General features: G+C 56.2%; 15 protein-coding genes. 6 read left to right on the forward strand and 9 right to left on the reverse strand.

Features of this window, described 5'->3' with window-relative positions; genetic code table 11:
- Nucleotides 1-3 precede the first annotated feature (3 nt).
- The 3 genes from AUQ41_RS14510 to AUQ41_RS14520 all read left to right on the forward strand — a co-directional run bounded on the left by AUQ41_RS14510 (nucleotide 4) and on the right by AUQ41_RS14520 (nucleotide 2,727).
- On the forward strand, nucleotides 4-606 hold the full coding sequence (locus tag AUQ41_RS14510; protein WP_063089056.1) for an NTP transferase domain-containing protein: 603 nt from the start codon (nucleotides 4-6) through the stop codon (nucleotides 604-606).
- A 97-nt stretch (nucleotides 607-703) separates the two neighbouring features.
- Nucleotides 704-1,384, forward strand: coding sequence for a response regulator transcription factor (locus tag AUQ41_RS14515; protein ID WP_008889999.1), 681 nt, complete (start codon nucleotides 704-706; stop codon nucleotides 1,382-1,384).
- A gap of 5 nt (nucleotides 1,385-1,389) precedes the next feature.
- Nucleotides 1,390-2,727, forward strand: a complete 1,338-nt coding sequence (locus AUQ41_RS14520) for a HAMP domain-containing sensor histidine kinase (RefSeq protein WP_063089057.1) — start codon at nucleotides 1,390-1,392, stop codon at nucleotides 2,725-2,727.
- Between the two features lie 51 nt (nucleotides 2,728-2,778).
- Here the strand turns inward: AUQ41_RS14520 and AUQ41_RS14525 are convergent, their stop codons facing one another.
- From AUQ41_RS14525 to AUQ41_RS14540, 4 genes are all read right to left on the reverse strand, one after another.
- Entirely contained in the window at nucleotides 2,779-3,999 is a 1,221-nt protein-coding gene (locus AUQ41_RS14525; RefSeq protein ID WP_063089058.1) for an amidohydrolase family protein, read from the reverse strand.
- Nucleotides 3,992-6,571 carry a branched-chain amino acid ABC transporter ATP-binding protein/permease gene (locus AUQ41_RS14530; protein ID WP_063089059.1) on the reverse strand — a complete coding sequence of 860 codons (2,580 nt, stop codon included), beginning with the start codon at nucleotides 6,569-6,571 and terminating at the stop codon, nucleotides 3,992-3,994. Before AUQ41_RS14530 ends, AUQ41_RS14525 begins: the two co-directional genes overlap by 8 nt.
- The gene (locus AUQ41_RS14535; RefSeq protein WP_044827078.1) at nucleotides 6,571-7,446 is read right to left on the reverse strand and encodes a branched-chain amino acid ABC transporter permease; all 876 of its coding nucleotides are present in this window, start codon (nucleotides 7,444-7,446) and stop codon (nucleotides 6,571-6,573) included. Before AUQ41_RS14535 ends, AUQ41_RS14530 begins: the two co-directional genes overlap by 1 nt.
- A 103-nt stretch (nucleotides 7,447-7,549) precedes the next feature.
- The gene (locus AUQ41_RS14540) at nucleotides 7,550-8,737 is read right to left on the reverse strand and encodes an ABC transporter substrate-binding protein (RefSeq protein ID WP_063089060.1); all 1,188 of its coding nucleotides are present in this window, start codon (nucleotides 8,735-8,737) and stop codon (nucleotides 7,550-7,552) included.
- A 270-nt stretch (nucleotides 8,738-9,007) separates the two neighbouring features.
- Here AUQ41_RS14540 and AUQ41_RS14545 point away from each other — a divergent pair, with 270 nt between their 5' ends.
- Nucleotides 9,008-9,433: a nuclear transport factor 2 family protein gene (locus AUQ41_RS14545; RefSeq protein ID WP_044827079.1), complete on the forward strand. Its 426-nt coding sequence runs from the start codon at nucleotides 9,008-9,010 to the stop codon at nucleotides 9,431-9,433.
- Nucleotides 9,434-9,546: 113 nt separating this feature from the next.
- Here AUQ41_RS14545 and AUQ41_RS14550 read toward each other — a convergent pair whose 3' ends face one another.
- On the reverse strand, nucleotides 9,547-10,260 hold the full coding sequence (locus AUQ41_RS14550) for a GntR family transcriptional regulator (RefSeq protein ID WP_063089061.1): 714 nt from the start codon (nucleotides 10,258-10,260) through the stop codon (nucleotides 9,547-9,549).
- A gap of 140 nt (nucleotides 10,261-10,400) precedes the next feature.
- On the opposite strand from AUQ41_RS14550, the gene AUQ41_RS14555 reads away from it, so the two are divergent.
- On the forward strand, nucleotides 10,401-11,993 hold the full coding sequence (locus tag AUQ41_RS14555) for a gamma-glutamyltransferase family protein (protein WP_083952870.1): 1,593 nt from the start codon (nucleotides 10,401-10,403) through the stop codon (nucleotides 11,991-11,993).
- Between the two features lie 18 nt (nucleotides 11,994-12,011).
- Here AUQ41_RS14555 and maiA read toward each other — a convergent pair whose 3' ends face one another.
- The 3 genes from maiA to hmgA all read right to left on the reverse strand — a co-directional run bounded on the left by maiA (nucleotide 12,012) and on the right by hmgA (nucleotide 15,134).
- Nucleotides 12,012-12,671: a maleylacetoacetate isomerase gene (gene maiA, locus AUQ41_RS14560; protein ID WP_063089062.1), complete on the reverse strand. Its 660-nt coding sequence runs from the start codon at nucleotides 12,669-12,671 to the stop codon at nucleotides 12,012-12,014.
- A 10-nt stretch (nucleotides 12,672-12,681) separates the two neighbouring features.
- Nucleotides 12,682-13,701: a fumarylacetoacetate hydrolase family protein gene (locus AUQ41_RS14565; protein WP_063089063.1), complete on the reverse strand. Its 1,020-nt coding sequence runs from the start codon at nucleotides 13,699-13,701 to the stop codon at nucleotides 12,682-12,684.
- Nucleotides 13,702-13,763: 62 nt separating this feature from the next.
- Nucleotides 13,764-15,134, reverse strand: a complete 1,371-nt coding sequence (gene hmgA, locus AUQ41_RS14570; RefSeq protein WP_063089064.1) for a homogentisate 1,2-dioxygenase — start codon at nucleotides 15,132-15,134, stop codon at nucleotides 13,764-13,766.
- An 80-nt stretch (nucleotides 15,135-15,214) separates the two neighbouring features.
- On the opposite strand from hmgA, the gene AUQ41_RS14575 reads away from it, so the two are divergent.
- Entirely contained in the window at nucleotides 15,215-15,643 is a 429-nt protein-coding gene (locus tag AUQ41_RS14575; protein WP_063089065.1) for a MarR family winged helix-turn-helix transcriptional regulator, read from the forward strand.
- Nucleotides 15,644-15,653: 10 nt separating this feature from the next.
- Here AUQ41_RS14575 and AUQ41_RS14580 read toward each other — a convergent pair whose 3' ends face one another.
- A complete protein-coding gene (locus tag AUQ41_RS14580) occupies nucleotides 15,654-16,496 on the reverse strand; it encodes an IclR family transcriptional regulator (protein WP_063089066.1) in 843 nt (280 codons plus the stop codon).
- Nucleotides 16,497-16,559 lie beyond the last annotated feature (63 nt).

The raw sequence follows: 16,559 nt of genomic DNA on the forward strand, positions 1-16,559 counted from the left end.
TTGATGATGACACCACGCGCAGACATCCCGAAACCGAAACTGGCCACGCTTCTTCTGGCGGCCGGGGAAAGTGCGCGCTTCGGCGGGCGTAAGCAGCTTGCCGATATCAATGGCAAACCCATGATCGAACATGCCCTTGATGCCCTGTCGGGGATGCCAACATCTGACACCTTTGTGGTTCTTGGTGCCTATGGCGATGAAATCGCGCCGCGCCTTGATAACGGCGTGATCCTTATCACCAATGACAATTGGGCCACGGGAATGGGAAGCTCCATTGCGTGCGGCATGACGAAAATCGCGACCAACGGCGGGTATGATGGTGTTTTGATTGCCCTGTGTGATCAGGTCAATCTGACCAGCGAGGATTACACCCGATTGATCACAGCCTTTGACGGCAAACAGATTGTCGCAACCCGACATCAAGATGGGCTGGGCGTGCCCGCCATTTTCCCAAAGTCTGTCTTTGATGATTTGCAAAGCCTTGCCGGGCCGATTGGCGCGCGCAAAATCATCGACAGACATACCGATAAGGTGACGGCCGTATCACTTGCAAATGCCGCACTTGATATCGATACCCAAGATGATCTGAAGCAAGTGACAGGCTAACCGGCCTTATTTGCAAAACCGGATAGCAGGGTGTTTCCTGCTGACCCGTCGGCTGAATTGCGGCATGCTTGCATGTCTTGAAAACGAGATGACGTGAATGAAAGCAACCGCCCACATCATGGTCCTTTTGGTTGAGGACAACATGGATATCGCCGCTACCGTCAGTGACTATCTGACGATTGAAGGCGTTGAATGCGACCATGCCTATGATGGTGAAACCGCCTATCAGATGGCGCTGACCGGCGAGTATGACGTCATCCTGCTTGATCTGATGTTGCCATTCCGTGATGGCATCAGCATCTGCAAGGCGCTGCGTGACGAAGGGGTGGACACCCCGGTTCTTATGCTGACCGCGCGCGATACACTTGATGACAAGATTGAAGGTTTCCACGCCGGGGCGGATGATTATCTGGTCAAACCGTTTGAGCTTGAAGAGCTTCTTTTGCGCACGCGGGTTTTGTCGCGTCGGCGCAGTGGCGAGGTCAGGCGTTTCTCGCTTGGTGACCTGCTTATTGATTTTGAAAACCGTTCCGTGGTGCGGGCTGGCCAGAATATCAGTGTATCGCCAACGGGTTGGACCATTTTGGAAGTTCTCGCGCAAAACAGTCCGCAGGTTGTAACCCGTTCTCGTTTGTCGATGGCACTCTGGCAAGGCGATCCACCTGATACCAATGCGCTGAAGACTCATCTTTACAAACTGCGTCATCGGATCGACAAACCGTTTGAGCAAAATCTGATTCACACCATTCCGGGCCAGGGCGTGGCCCTTCGCGAGTAGCCGCTATGAGCACATGTTGCGCACCCAAGACCCGATCCTTTTCCCGCTTTGTGCGCAATTACGTGCTGCTGGGTCTGGTGATTACGCTCGTGCTTTATACGGTGGTCGTCAATTTCTACATGCTGTATGGCAAGTGGATGGTGGCGTCCTTCCAGCTTCAGGTCATTGCCGAACAATATGACAATGAACTGGCCGAAAACCCCGAAGCCCCCTTGCCCAAGGGTTTCAATATTGAAACCTTCACCGGGTTTGATCGGCTGCCGGCAGAATTGCGCGCGCACGCAACGCCGGACGATCTTGAGATTGGCGAGCTTTTCTATATCAACACCGACAAATACGCCGCCGAAGAAAACCCCGAAAACCCGGTCTTTCTGGTCTTCCCCTATCAGCTGCGCAATGGGGATGACATCCTGATCCTGCAGACCTATCACGCCGGGGATGAAGACAGCATCTATTTCGTGCGCCTGCACAAGCTGGCCCTGCTGTCGATCCCTTTTGCCATGGCGGTGGTCGGCATCTTTGCCTGGTTCCTGTGGGTGATTGGCAAACGCCTGACCAAGCCATCCGAGAACCTTCAGAACTGGGCCAACAATCTGACGGCAGACAACCTGCGCGAACCGATCCCGGATTTCGGGTTTGAAGAGCTTAATGACGTTGCCCACGAACTGCATCGATCGGTTGATCAGATCGACAAATTCGTTGCCCGCGAACGTGAATTCCTCCGTCAGGCCAGCCACGAGCTGCGCACACCTGTTACCATCGTTTCGGGCAATGTCGAACTTCTGGAAAAAAGCCCGCTCAACGCAACGCAGGCACGCGTTATGGCCCGAATCAAACGGGCCAACCGCAACATGCAGCAATTGCTTGAAACCCTGTTGTGGCTGGGCCGTGACAATGCACCGCTTGGTCAAACCGAAACGATTAATATCAGCGCCTTCATCGAACAGGAAATCAGTGATCTTTCCTATCTGATGGAGGGCAAACACGTTACCTGCACATTTGAACCTGACAGCCGCGAAACCGAGATCGCGACCTCGCGCGCGGCATTGATGATTGTGGTGTCCAACCTGATCCGAAATGCGTTCCAGCACACCCCAAAGGGCGAGGTCAAGATCACGCTTTCCGGCACACAGATCTGTGTCGAGAACGCCATCCTGACCTGCAATGGACAATGCACAATGCCACAGGGCGAAGGCATTGGCCTGCAACTCGTCCGGCGCATTTGTGAACGTCTTGACTGGACCTGCACGCTTACGCATCTGCCCAATGGCGGCATGTCGGTTTGCCTCGATCCCGGCGCCGAAACGCGGGTTGAGCGCAAACCCGAACTGGTTGAAAACTGATCCTCACACAAAAGGGGCAGCACATTCGCTGCCCCTTTTTATTTGTCTGACTTATGGCCGAAACAGCCTTGCCGCCGGATGTTCAAACGTTACCCGACCATCCTTCATACCCCAGATCGGGCGACTGATTTCGGAAACCACTTGTGCCCGGCTTTGGGCGGGCAGGACGATGAAGCTTGCGGCTTCGCCGACCGCGATCTTGCTGGATCGGCCCAGAAGTTTTGCCGGGGCGTCGGACACCATGGCAAAGCAGTTTTCAAGTTCGGCCTCGGTCGCGAGCTGACTGACATTGGCATACAGATTTGCCATGCGCGACAGCGAACAATCGCCATAAGGCGTAAACGGGTTCAGCACATTGTTGGTCGCAATCGTGCAACACACACCATGGGAAGCAAGCTTGTGCGCGGGTGCGACACCACAGGGTACGGAATGATCATGATCGCGCCCGGTCAGGAAAAGGTCGGTTGCGGGCAACACGGTTAGGCCGATCCCGGCATCACGCATGATGGCAATCGTGTCGTCGAGTTCGGGTTTGGGCAAGACCGACAGTTTGGTCACATGCCCGATCATCACCCGGCCCTGCCAGCCAAAGGCGATGGATTGTTTTGCCACTTCATCCAAGTGCCGCCAACTGGCATCCAGATCGAAATCCAGATGGAAATCCAGATCGACATCATAGTCGCGCGCCATTTCAAAAAGACGCAGGATCTGGCCATGTGGATCGGTATCCATATAGGGACAACCGCCCAGCAAATCGGCACCACTATCCAATGCTGCGCGCAACAGTTCCTCGGTCCCGGGATAGTTAAACAGGCCTTCCTGCGGGAAGACGCAAATCTCGATATCCATTGCCCAGGCATAGTCGGCCTTAAGCCGCTTGATGGCGTTAAAGCCTGCCAAGCCGATGCCCGGATCAATTTCGACATGGGTGCGGACCGCATTGGTGCCCTCTGTAATTGCCTTTTCAATCACGCGGGCACCGCGGGCGTAAATGTCATCCTCGGTAAAGCCGCTTTTGGCGTTGGCGACGGCACTGATCGCGCCCTTTAACGTGCCGGTTTCGTTTTTGGCCCGGTCAAGAATGCAGGCCTTATCAAGGTGAATGTGGCTTTCAACAAAGCCGCAACTGATCAGCTGGCCCGCTGCATCAAAGCTTGGTCCATCGCCGGCAATTGATTGGGCGATCTCGACAATTTTTCCATCCGCCACGGCAAGATCGACAAGCGTATTCTCACCAGTCAGGCAGGCGTTCCTCACCAGATAATCAAGCATTCTCGTGTGTTTCCAGTTCCGGGTTTTTATCGTTGGGGGCTTTATCGCCCTGTTCGGCACCACCCAAATAGGCGGCAATCAGGCGTTCATCTTCTCTCAGCTCGGATGCCTTGCCTTTGGCAACCACCTGCCCCTGTTCAAGAACATAGGCATAATCGGCGACCGAAAGCGCCATGGTCGCCATCTGATCGACCAGAAGGATGGTGACCCCTTCGTCACGCAATTCGCCCAGAATGGCATAGAGTTCCTCGACCATGGCCGGGGCCAGACCAAGCGATGGCTCATCAAGCAACAGCGCCTTTGGCTTGGCGACCAGACCACGGGCAATTGCCATCATTTGCTGTTCGCCACCTGACAAAAGACCAGCCGGGCTGTTGATGCGATCGCGCAGACGCGGGAAGCGGTTCAGGATGGCTTCAAGTTCATCGGAACTAACGGGTTTGGGTTGCTTATAAGCCCCCAGTTCGATGTTTTCGCGCACGGTCAGTTCCGGGAAGACCTGACGGCCTTCGGGCACCAGAACCAAGCCCTGTTCCACGATCTGATGCGGGGCAAGATCATGGATGTATTCGTTATTGAGAACGATCTTGCCATCCACCGGGCGCAGCAACCCGGCCAGTGCGGTCAGGAAGGTCGACTTGCCCGCACCGTTTGCACCCAGAAGTGCAACCATTTCGCCCTGACGGACCTTAAGATCAATGGAATGCAGAACCGGTGCGGCGCCATAGCCAGCAGTTAAACGCAGGGTTTCAATCACCGGAGAGTCCCCGGCCTCAAACGGGATCGGGCGTGGGCGGGCCTTCATTTCGCCGTCGCCAAGATAGGCCGCGATGACCTGCGGGTCGTTTTGCACGGCCTGCGGAGTGTCAAAGATGATCGGGGTTCCGGCATCAACCGCCAAAATCTGATCAGAAATGCCCATGACCATTTCCATGTCATGTTCGACCAGCACCACGGTAATTCCGGCATCGGCCAGTTGGCGCAACAATTTCGCCAGTGACACCTTGTCAGCATGCATCAGGCCCGCAGCCGGTTCATCGAGCAACAACACACCGGGTTTGGTCGCAAGCGACCGGGCAATTTCAACCAGCCTGCGATCCACATGCGGCAGATCACCGGCACGGGCATCGATATCGCCATGATAGCCACAAAAGGCCAGAAGCCCGGCGGCATGGTTGCGGTTGGCATCCGATGCAATCGCACTGAACGGCTTGCCAAAGCGACCGACCGGAAGACCGGCAATGACGTTGTCGATCACCGACATGTTTTCAAACAGACGGGTCGCCTGATAGGTGCGCGCAATGCCATTACGCGCTGCGAAATCGGTTGGCTTGCCCGCAATATCCTGATCCCCGATGCGCACAGTTCCTTCTGTCGGTTTGTAAAACCCGCTGATGATGTTCAAAAGCGTGGTTTTACCCGCCCCGTTCGGCCCGATGATGGATGTGACATCGCCCGGCTTGGCGGTGAAGGAAACGGCATTGACCGCCTTCACCCCGCCAAAGGCGATGGACAGGTTTTCAACCACCAGACCATCGGACTTGGCGTAATCCTTAAGGCCTGCCTCGATCTCGTGCGCCGGGGTGGCGGTGACACCGCGCTTGGTCAGCGGAATGAAGCGTTCGATCACGCCAACGATGCCACGCGGGGCAATCAGGAGAACGACAATCAGAAGTCCGCCAAAAATCAGCAGGCGATATTCGGCAAAGTCGGCCAGCAGTTCGGGCAACAACACCGAAACCGATGCGCCGACCAGCGGCCCCAGAACCGTACCCGCCCCGCCCAGAATGACAGCAAACAGGTACAGGATCGACTGGCTAAGCGGGAAGTTTGACGGTGCGATAAACATCATGAGCGGCGCAAACAACGCCCCGGCAAGCCCCGCCATGGCAGCCGCAATGGCAAAGCCGGATGCCTTGACGGCAAAGGCGTTATAGCCAAGCGAACTTGCGGCAATTTCCGCATCGCGCATGCTGGTCATTGCCATGCCCCAGCCACTTGTCGCCAGACGACGGAAGGCAAAAAGCGCGACCCCGGCCAGAACAACGCACAGCATCACAAGATCGCGTTCGCTAAACATATAGCCAAACAAGTCGGGCATCGGGAAACCCATCAGCCCGTTTTGCCCGCCGGTCAGTGCCCGCCATTCAATCGCGCCATGTTCGACAATAAAGGCAAAGGCAATCGTCACCATGGCAAGGAACGGCCCGGCCATGCGCACAGCCGAAAGTGCCAGGACACACCCCGCCAACCCGGCGATCACGGTCGATGCAATCAGCGCCATCCAGAAATTGAGCCCGGCCAAAGTCAGGATCGCACTGGCATAGGCCCCGATGGCAAAGAACCCGACCTGCCCCAGCGATACCAGCCCGGTCAGGCCATACAAAACATTCAGCCCCACACACAAAACCGTGGTGATGGCGACAAGGCCGATGACGAACTGCGTATAACCGCCCGTCATCGTCACACCGATCAAACCGGCAATGATGGCCGCCAAGATCACGCCATCAAGGGCGACGGGTTTATTGAGTTTGGGCATCGGATTTTTGAATTTCATATCGCGTTTCATCATCAGACCTTCTTGATCGCAGCACGGCCAAACAGGCCGCTTGGTTTGACGGTCAGAACCGCGATCACAAGCGCGAAGACGACGATGAAGGTGTAGGAAGATCCGAGATAGGTGGTCACACCGGCCTCAACCAGACCATAGATAAAGCCTGCCAACATGACGCTATAGGCCGATGTCATGCCGCCCAGAATGGCAACCGCAAAGGCCTTAAGCCCGAAAAGCGTGCCCATATCGGAATGCACCGAAAACAGCGGCGCAATCAAAAGTCCGGCACAGCCGGCCAGCATTGATGAGATGGCAAAGGATCCGGTCACCATCAAGGTGGTGTTGATCCCCATCAGCTTGGCCGCCTGAAGGTTCTGCACCACCGCCAGAAGCGCACGCCCCTGACGGGTATGACGGAACAGCGCATGAAGTGCGAGTGCCACACCAATGGCGGCAACCGGGATCAGGATTTGTTGCGGATAGACACCGGTGCCAAACACATTCCAGCTTTCGCCAACCAGAGCGGATGGCAGGGTGCGCGGCTCATTACCAAAGGTAAACAGCACTGCGTTATCAAGCAAAATGCCGCCCGCAACCGTCGCCATCAGCCAGGCCTCGGAATTGCGAATGGCAAAGGGGCGGACAAGGAAAAATTCAACCAAAATGCCGGCAAGCCCGCAGCATAAAATGGCCAGCGGATACCCGACAATGACGGGAAAACCGTATCGTTCGCAGAACACAAAGCCCAGAACAGCGCCCAGCATCACCATCGATCCTTGCGCGAAATTGACCTTGGAGGACACCGAATAGGTGATCTGGAAACCAAGCGCGATCAGCCCGTACATACTGCCCAGACCGATCCCGGTAATCAGAGCTGCGATAAATAACGTCATTGCCCGTTGCCTGCTTATGCCGTGCACGTAAGTGCATCATTAAAATGGATAAATCCCCGAATGGCGCGCATTGGGAACACGCCATTCGGGTTGGATAGATCGCTTATTTGATCGGAATGATCTGACCTTCGACGAAATGCGCGAAGGTGTAATCTTCCGGACCAAGCGCATCCTGATCGTCCGGGGTGAACGGCGTGTCATAGGTTTTGATCATGCCTTCGACACCACTGATTTCGTACATCGCTTCGCGGATGGCCGGACCTTCGGTCGAACCGGCTTTTTCAATCGCCGCTGCAATCAGAAGGGTCGCGTCATATGCGTTGGCAATGCCCGTTGCCGGGGTCACGTCGGCAAGGGTTTCAATTTCCGGGAATTTTTCCTGAAGTTTGACAAACATCGGGTTGGCCGGATCGGTGAACAGATAGGTCTGGATGAAGTGGACTTTTTCACCCGACTTGCCAGCAAGCTCGGTGAAGCGGCCACCGGCCGGCCCCCAATGCGATGAAATCGGAACATCCCAGCCCATACGATCAAGCGACTTGATCACCTGTGCGGTCGGGGCAACGTTGGCAACGACAAACAGGGAATCTGCGCCGTTTTCCTTAAGACGGGTCAGCTGCGGGACAACATCGACATCGTTTGATTCAAACTTTTCGATCCCGGCATGTTCCATGCCACGCTTTTCAAGCGCCTTGAGCAAGCCCTTCTCGTTGGACTCCCCCCACGGGTTGTTGATCAGGATCATACCCGGCTTCTTCGCACCGTAATTGGCGATAAGATATTCCGTGATGGCTTCGTCGACATATTCATCAACGGCCGAAACGCGGAAGACATAGTTTTCCTCGGCACCGTTTTTGGTGATCCCGGTTCCGGCAGCCCACGGGCCGATGAACGGGATTTTCTGCTGGTTCACATAGGGTACGATGGCAAAGGATACCGGCGTATCAAGACCACCGATAAGTGCGGCAACGCCTTCGCGCTGGGCCAGTTCACGGGCCGCGACCAGACCCTTGCCCGGGTTGCTTTCATCATCACGCGAAACAAGTTCAAGCGGCTTGCCAAGAACACCGCCCTCGGCATTGATCTTGTCAATCGCAAGGGTGATGCCGCGCGTAATGGCTTCGCCCGATTTGGCCGACTGACCGCTGAGTGCGGCAACAAGGCCGAGCTTCACAGTGTCTTCTGCACGGGCATCATGGGCCGGCAAGGTGGTGGCGAACATCAGCGCAGCAGCAGCCCCGAGAAGGGCGGCACGCCGCGTTATTTTCCGGAAAGGCGAAGAAATAGGCATGTGAGACTCCCTGATTATGTGTCTGCGTCGTCCGGCGTCGCAAATTGGGCATGCGCACCAAATCGTCACCGCATTGCAGCAAGCGACATGCCAAGAATCACAATCATTCAAAATCAGGGACTTAGGCGTTTTCCCACCGCTTCGGAAAACAGAATTGCCTCATGTATACGCAGATTGCATGCAATTTTTGCATAAAATTAGTGCATGCAAAATTTCTGCACAGCGTTTATGCTGATGTCAGATCAATTCCCGAAAACAGAGGCCTTCGAAATGACCGACCAAACCACGGAAAATGTGCTCGACACCTTGCCGCCCGAGGCCCAAACCGTGCGTGATTTTCTTGATGCATCCATGAAGCCCGACCCGGAACTGGCGGCGACCTTCATGTCCGATGATGTTGTCATCACCTTCACCGATGGTCAGAAATACGACCACCCGTCGGGCACCACGGCATTCAATGCCGCGCGCTATAAATGGGTGAAAAAGAAGTTCGGTCAGTTTGATGTCGCCCACACCAACGGCCAGACCGTTGTTTACAGCACCGGCTGGCTGTACGGCGAATGGCCGGACGGCACCCCGTTTGAAGGCAACCGTTACATCGACCGTTTCGTGATTGAAAACGGCAAGATCGTCAAAATGGATGTCTGGAACGAAAGTGCGGAACGCATTCTGATCCGCAAGGGCATCAAGGCCTGATTTCCGCAGGAACCCGAACCATGCAGTCAGGACAACGCGCCCGGCATCACTTTATGACGCGCACCGTCCTTAATCTGCGTGGGGGTCAAACTGCGCGTGATGCGGGGCCTGCCTCAGGCCCCGCCGTCGCGCACCTTTTTGGCATAGGGTTCAAGCGCATCAAGATACAAAAGCGGCCCGCCTTCTTCGGTCCGGAACAAGGCCCGGTCGGCAACTGCGGTCAGGTGATGACGCATCAATTTGCGCGCGGTGTCCTCGTCCCCCTTGGCCAGGGCATCGATAATCTGGCGATGTTCCTGAATGCCACAATCGGTCGAATGCGGGCGGGCATAAAGCGACAGAGTCAGACCACAGCGATAACCGATTTCCTCGACATAGCGCAGCAGAACCGGGCTTCCGGCAAGGCGGGCCAGCAGGATGTGGAATTCGGTGGCAAGCCGGATCGAAATCGGTTCGGACGCGTGTTCGGCTTCGACTTCCTTGGCCAGATGGGCTTCAAGCTCGCCAAGAATTTCCGGGCTCATATTCTTGACCACCCGGCTGATCACAAGGTCTTCGATCTGGGTGCGGAGCTCAAACAGATCGCGGGCTTCTTCAAGGCTGGGTCTGGCGACCATCGCGCCCTTGTTTCGACGCAACTCGACCAGCCCTTCGGCGGCAAGCCGTTCAAGCGACTGGCGAATAAGGGTTCGGCTGACGCCAAAACGCTCGCCAAGGGAATCTTCGGGCAGCTTCATGCCGGGCATCAGAACACGTTCGAGAATTGCCGAACGCAATGCCGAACTGATCATGTCTGTGCGATGTTTTGCCTTGTCCGCTGCTTTCATCCCTGCCCGCCGAGTTTCTTGTTTGGATCCGTTTATCTCTTGCGCTTGTATAAAGGATTGCATGCAATTTCGCCACAACCGATGCATGCAAAGCCCTAAACCATTTGAAATCAACCATCCTGGCTGAAAGACCCATACCGATGACCGAAGACCAGACTGCCTCAAAATACCGCGCCATGGTCACAAGCCCGAGCACCGCAGCCAGCGAAGCCGGGGCCAAGGTCCTGCGCGATGGCGGCACCGCGATCGAGGCCGTGGTTGCCACCGCCTCGGTTCTGGCGGTGACCTATCCGCATTTCTGCGGCATTGGCGGCGATGCGGTCTGGATGGTTTCCGATAAAAGCGGCAAGGTGCAATCTTTCCTCGGCATCGGTCAGGCGGCTGAAAACGGTGCGGAGACCTTTACCGCCAACAAACCGATCCCGCTACGCGGTCCGGGCTCGACCCTGACGACCGCCTGCACGGTGGGTTCCTGGCAGCATGCGCTCGATCACTCCGCAAAACACTGGGGTGGGCGCAAAAGCTTGGCAGAGCTGATTACTCCGGCGATTGATCTGGCGGAACACGGCTTTGCCATAAGCCCGTCGCAATGCTTCTGGCTTGATTTCCGCAAGGAAGAAATCGCCAACTGGCCGGGCTTCATGGAGATTTTCACCCCGAATGCGCGCATGCCCCATGCCGGTGAAATCTTCCGTCAACCACAACTGGCCAGCAGCCTTAAGCGCATTGCCGAATTTGGTGCGCGCGACTTTTACGAAGGCGATCTGGCCGACCAGATTGTCAAAGGACTGTCTGCTGTCGGCTCCCCGATCACCAAGGCGGATATGGCGAAAACCCGCACCCGGACAGTCGATGCAGTATCGCTTGATTATGGAGATGTCACCCTGTTCGCCCCACCCGCCCCGACGCAAGGTTTGGCAACCCTGATGACCATGGGTGTCTTGCGCGAACTGGGGCAAAAGGACTGGGCCGAGGGAACGGCGGATCATTACCATCTGGTGGTCGAGGCCATCAAACGCGCATTCCTGAAACGCGATCAGATCGCCGATCCCGATTTTACCAGCACTGATTTTACGGCCCTTCTGGATCACACCAGTCTGGCCGCAGACGCCAAGGACATCTCGCCCACCAAGGCGCTTGATTGGCCGCATCCCTTCCGCCATGGCGATACGGTATTTCTGGCCGCCAAGGATGCCAATGGCAATTGCGCCAGTGTTTTGCAAAGCACCTACTTCGATTGGGGCAGCGGGGTTGTCGCGGGCGATACCGGCATTGTCTGGCAAAACCGCGGGGCGGCATTCAGCACCGATCAGGCCCACCCGAATGCCTTCGCACCGGGCAAGCTTCCGTTCTATACGCTTAATCCCGGTATGGCGCTTAAGGGTGGCAAACCGCATTTGCTGTATGGCACGCAAGGAGCCGATGGACAGCCGCAAACCCTTGCCATGCTGCTCACCCGACTGCTTGATTTCGGCCTGTCGCCGACGGACGCACTCGCCAAACCGCGCTTCCTGCTGGGCAAGACATTTTCAGACACCAATGACAGCCTGAAACTTGAAGTCGATGCCGGGGATGAGGTGTTTGACGAACTCGCCGCGCGCGGTCATGTCCTGCGCGCCATTGAACCGCAAAGTGCGCTGGCCGGTCAGGCAGGGATCATTCGCATTGACGAGGATGGCTTTGTCGAAGGTGCGCATGATCCACGCAGTGACGGAAAGGCGATTGGCGTTTAGAGTCTTCGTTCGCTTGACCTAGCGCGGGCACTGATCCGGGTGGGCGTTGGCGAAGGCCGCAATGGCGTTACAGCGTTGTTCTATGGCGCAAATTCGCGGAAGGTGAGCAAAGCTCACATTCCAGCGGCGGGCGTTATAAAGCTGCGGGATCAGGCAGATATCGGCCATGGACGGGCGGTCTCCGTGGCAGAAATCGCCATGGTTGCCGCCCCCGTCACCGGCAAGCATGGCTTCAAACCCGGCCAAGCCCGATCCGATATATTTCGCCATCCATTCCTGTCGTGCGGCATCGGCGTCATCACCATGGGCCTCGGCAATATCCATCACATGGCGCACCACACCCAGATTACAGACCGGATGGGTATCCATGGCAATCGCATGCGAAAGTGCACGTACCCGTTGGCGGGCAAGCGTTTCGCTCGGCAAAAGCCCCTGCCCCGGCCGGGTTTCATCAAGATATTCGATAATCGACACCGACTGGGTCATCATGACCCCATCGATTTCAAGGGCGGGGACGAGGCCTTGCGGATTGCGCACCAAGTGTTCGCCGATTTTGTGGCTGCCAGCCAGCAGGTCAACCGGCACCGTCCGGTAGGGAAGGTTGAGCAACCCCAGCGCAATCCGCACGCGATAACTGGCCGAGGATCGCCAATAGTCATATAAAACGATCTCGCTCATGGTGGGGGCCTTATGGTTTGTATTGGCGGACAGTTTGTTCAATCGCACCAAAGATCGACTGGCCTTTGGCATCAAGCATTTCGATTTTGACGCTGTCGCCAAATTGCAGGAAGGGCGTTACCGCCGAACCATTTTCGATGGTTTCAATCATGCGGATTTCAGCAATGCAGGAATAGCCCGCACCACCCGCGGCAACCGGTTTACCCGGTCCACCATCCAGCTTGTTTGATACCGTGCCCGACCCGATGATCGATCCGGCGCAGAGCGGACGGGTGCGTGCGGCGTGGGCCACAAGCTGGGCAAAATCAAAGGTCATATCGATCCCGGCATTGGCGCGCCCGAACGGCTTGCCATTAAGATCGACACAAAGCGGCAAATGAAGTTTACCACCATCCCAGGCATCGCCCAATTCATCCGGGGTCACAGCAACCGGGGAGAATGCCGAAGATGGTTTGGACTGGAAAAAGCCAAATCCTTTGGCCAGTTCGCCGGGGATCAAACCACGCAGCGACACATCATTGACCAGCATGATCAAACGGATGGCATCACGCGCCTGATCAAGGGTGGCCCCCATCGGCACATCATCGGTGATGACGGCAATTTCGCCTTCCATGTCGATGCCCCAGGCGGTGTCGCCCATCAGGATATCATCCCGCGGGCCAAGGAAGCTGTCAGACCCGCCCTGATACATCAGCGGATCGGTCCAGAAGCTTTGCGGCATTTCGGCACCGCGGGCCTTGCGAACCAGTTCAACGTGATTGACATAGGCCGATCCATCGGCCCACTGGAACGCGCGCGGCAAGGGTGAATGTGCCTTGGTCTGATCAAATGCAACGCGTTTGGCCGGACCTGATCCGGCTTCGACATCGCCTGCCAGATCCTGAAGACGCGGTGCAATATCGGCCCAGTTATCAAGTGCAGCCTGAAGGGTTGGCGCAATCGCGCTGGCATCGACATATTCCGACAGGTCCTTGGAAACCAGCACAAGCTGGCCGTCGCGGGTACCATTTTTAAGGGTGGCGAGTTTCATTGGTTTTGTGCCTCCGGCATTCTTTTCGTTAAGTCCTGAGTGATTTCTTTTTGGGGTCGCGGTTACGGGCGACCTTCTGGCGTGCCATCGAACTTGCGTTCCAGCCCCGACCAGCAATCAAGATAATCGTCCTGAAGCGTTTCCAGTTCGGCTGCGAATTTCGTCAGTTGCTGCGGATAGCGGGTCTCGAACATGAAGGCCATGGTGCCATCAAGTTTTTGCGGCCCGAGTTCGGCGTTCGATGCCTTGTCAAACCCGTGGGCATCCGGCCCGTGGGCCAGCATCATGTTATGCAGGCTCATGCCGCCGGGGACAAAGCCCTCTTCCTTGGCGTCATACTGGCCGCAAATCAGGCCCATGAATTCCGACATAATGTTGCGGTGATACCAGGGCGGGCGGAAGGTATTTTCAGCCACCATCCAGCGCGGCGGGAAGATCACGAAATCAACATTGGCGGTGCCGGCCTCGTCCGTCGGTGCGGTCAGCACGGTAAAGATCGACGGATCGGGATGATCAAACAGGATCGCACCGACTGGCGAGAAGGTCCGAAGATCATATTTGAACGGTGTGTAGTTGCCATGCCATGCCACAACATCAAGCGGCGAATGGCCGATTTCGGTCACGTGGAACTGCCCGCACCATTTGACCAACACCCGACACGGGGTTTCCTTGTCCTCATAGGCGGCGACAGGTGTTTTGAAGTCACGCGGATTGGCAAGGCAGTTGGCCCCGATCGGACCGCGTTCGGGCAGGGTGAATTTGGCGCCATAGTTTTCACAGACATAACCACGTGCACCGCCATCAATCCCGGCCTCAAGGATGCTGACCTTAAACAGCATGCCGCGTGGAATAAGTGCGATTTCAAGCGGGGCGACATCCATCATGCCAAGTTCGGTAAAAATGCGAAGCGTGCCACTTTCGGGCACGATCAGAAGTTCGCCATCGGCATTGAAGAAATAGTCATCGACCATGTCGGTGTTGCAAACATAGACATGGCTCGCCATGCCGGTCTGGGTCATGGCATCGCCCGCGGTCGTGACCGTGCGCATGCCCGAAATGAAATCAACCGCATCCTTTGGCATCGGCACCGGATCCCAGCGCAACTGACCCAGCGCAAGGCTGTGATCATTCAGGCACGGGGCAGTTTTCCAAAGCGGTCGATCAAGGGCGGCAAAGCGCCCGTTATGTTTCACACTGGGGCGAATGCGATACAGCCAGGACCGTTCATTGGTGCCGCGGGGCGCGGTGAAAGGCGATCCTGAAAGCTGTTCGGCATAAAGCCCATAGGCGCATTTTTGCGGGCTGTTTTGCCCTTGGGGCAACGCACCCGGAAGACTTTCGGTTTCAAAATCATTGCCGAAACCGGGCATGTAACGCAGATCGTTGGCACCACCTTTTTTGGCATTTTTGGTCGGCTCATTATGATCCGTCATTGCCTTTTTCCTCCCAATCTTTGATATAGTTACATTCGTAACTGTAATTTTTGTAACTATCAAACAGCCTTTTGAAGCCAATGAAATCCGAATTCGATCTTCACAGTTTCCTGCCATTTCTGATGCATCATGCCAGCGAAAAGCTCAGCCTTGGCTTTCGCGATATCTATCGCGACCGATACCGGATGACGCGGTCCGAATGGCGGGTTCTGGCGACACTCGGCCAGTATGGCGCCTTAACCGCGACCGAAATCGCGACCCATACCGGACTGCATAAAACCAAGGTTTCACGGGCTGTCTTTTCCATCGAAAAACGGCGTTGGCTGAAACGTTTTCAGGATGAAAATGATCGCCGTGTGCATCGCCTTGACCTGACTGCGCAGGGAAAATCGGCCTTCACGTCACTGTGTGAGGCGGGCGTCGCCTATAACCGGAAAGTGCGCGATTTTCTGGGCGAAGATGAATTCAAACGTCTTTCAGACCTCCTGAAACGGTTTAACGACCTGTGATCCCGGCACCCTAAGCCTGATCAGATTCCGTGCGCGGCGTGCCACCCCAACTTTGCGTGAAATCGGCAATGGCACGGGTAAACACATCGAACGCCGCCTGGCCGGGCTGGAAGTAATTGGCGTTGGGGTTCATCAGCGTGACGCAACAGGCCACCGCCCCGTCAAGATTATAAACCGGCGCACTGATTGCCGATAAACCGGGCACGATATCGCCTTCGATCACAGCCGCCCCACGTTGTTTGGTGTCGGCAATCAACCGGTCCACCGTGGCATCATCCCAATGCAGGATATCCTGTTCGGCCGAAATGACATGTTCGATTGCGCTGCGCGGCATACTGGCCAAAAAGGCCTGCCCGGTTGCAGAGCGCAAAAGCGGCATCACCGTGCCAAGCCCCATGGTCGATATGATCGGCGGGCCACCATGTTCGGTGCGGATCAAAACCGGGCCACGTTCCCCCCAGATCGCCAGATGCCCCGATGATCGCAAATCAATCGCCAGATTGCGTAACAACCGACCGGCGCGCATCACCACATCATTGCGTTCAATCGCCGAAACACCCATGCGCAACGCCATCGGGCCAAGACCATACAGTCCCGTCTGGTCATCCTGCCAGGCAAGGCCGATGCGTACCAGACTGGCAAGATAGCGATGCACCTTTGCCGCGGGCATAGAAACCGCGTCTGCAAGGTCCTTTAGCGGAACCGGGAATTTGAAATCGCACAAGGCGGCAATAATGACGCCACTGACCTCGACCGACTGGATGCCTTTACGCTTGTCAGCGGCATCAACCACGTCGGCGACGTCATGTTCGGTTTCGCTATCCGGGATATTTTTGGGCGAGGCTTTGGTCAAAATTTACCTGCATAAATTTCATATTGCGTAATTGATTATATATATCATAATTCCAATTCAAAG

The sequence above is a fragment of the Thalassospira sp. MCCC 1A02898 genome, from assembly GCF_001618185.1.
Classification (GTDB): Bacteria; Pseudomonadota; Alphaproteobacteria; order Rhodospirillales; family Thalassospiraceae; genus Thalassospira; species Thalassospira tepidiphila.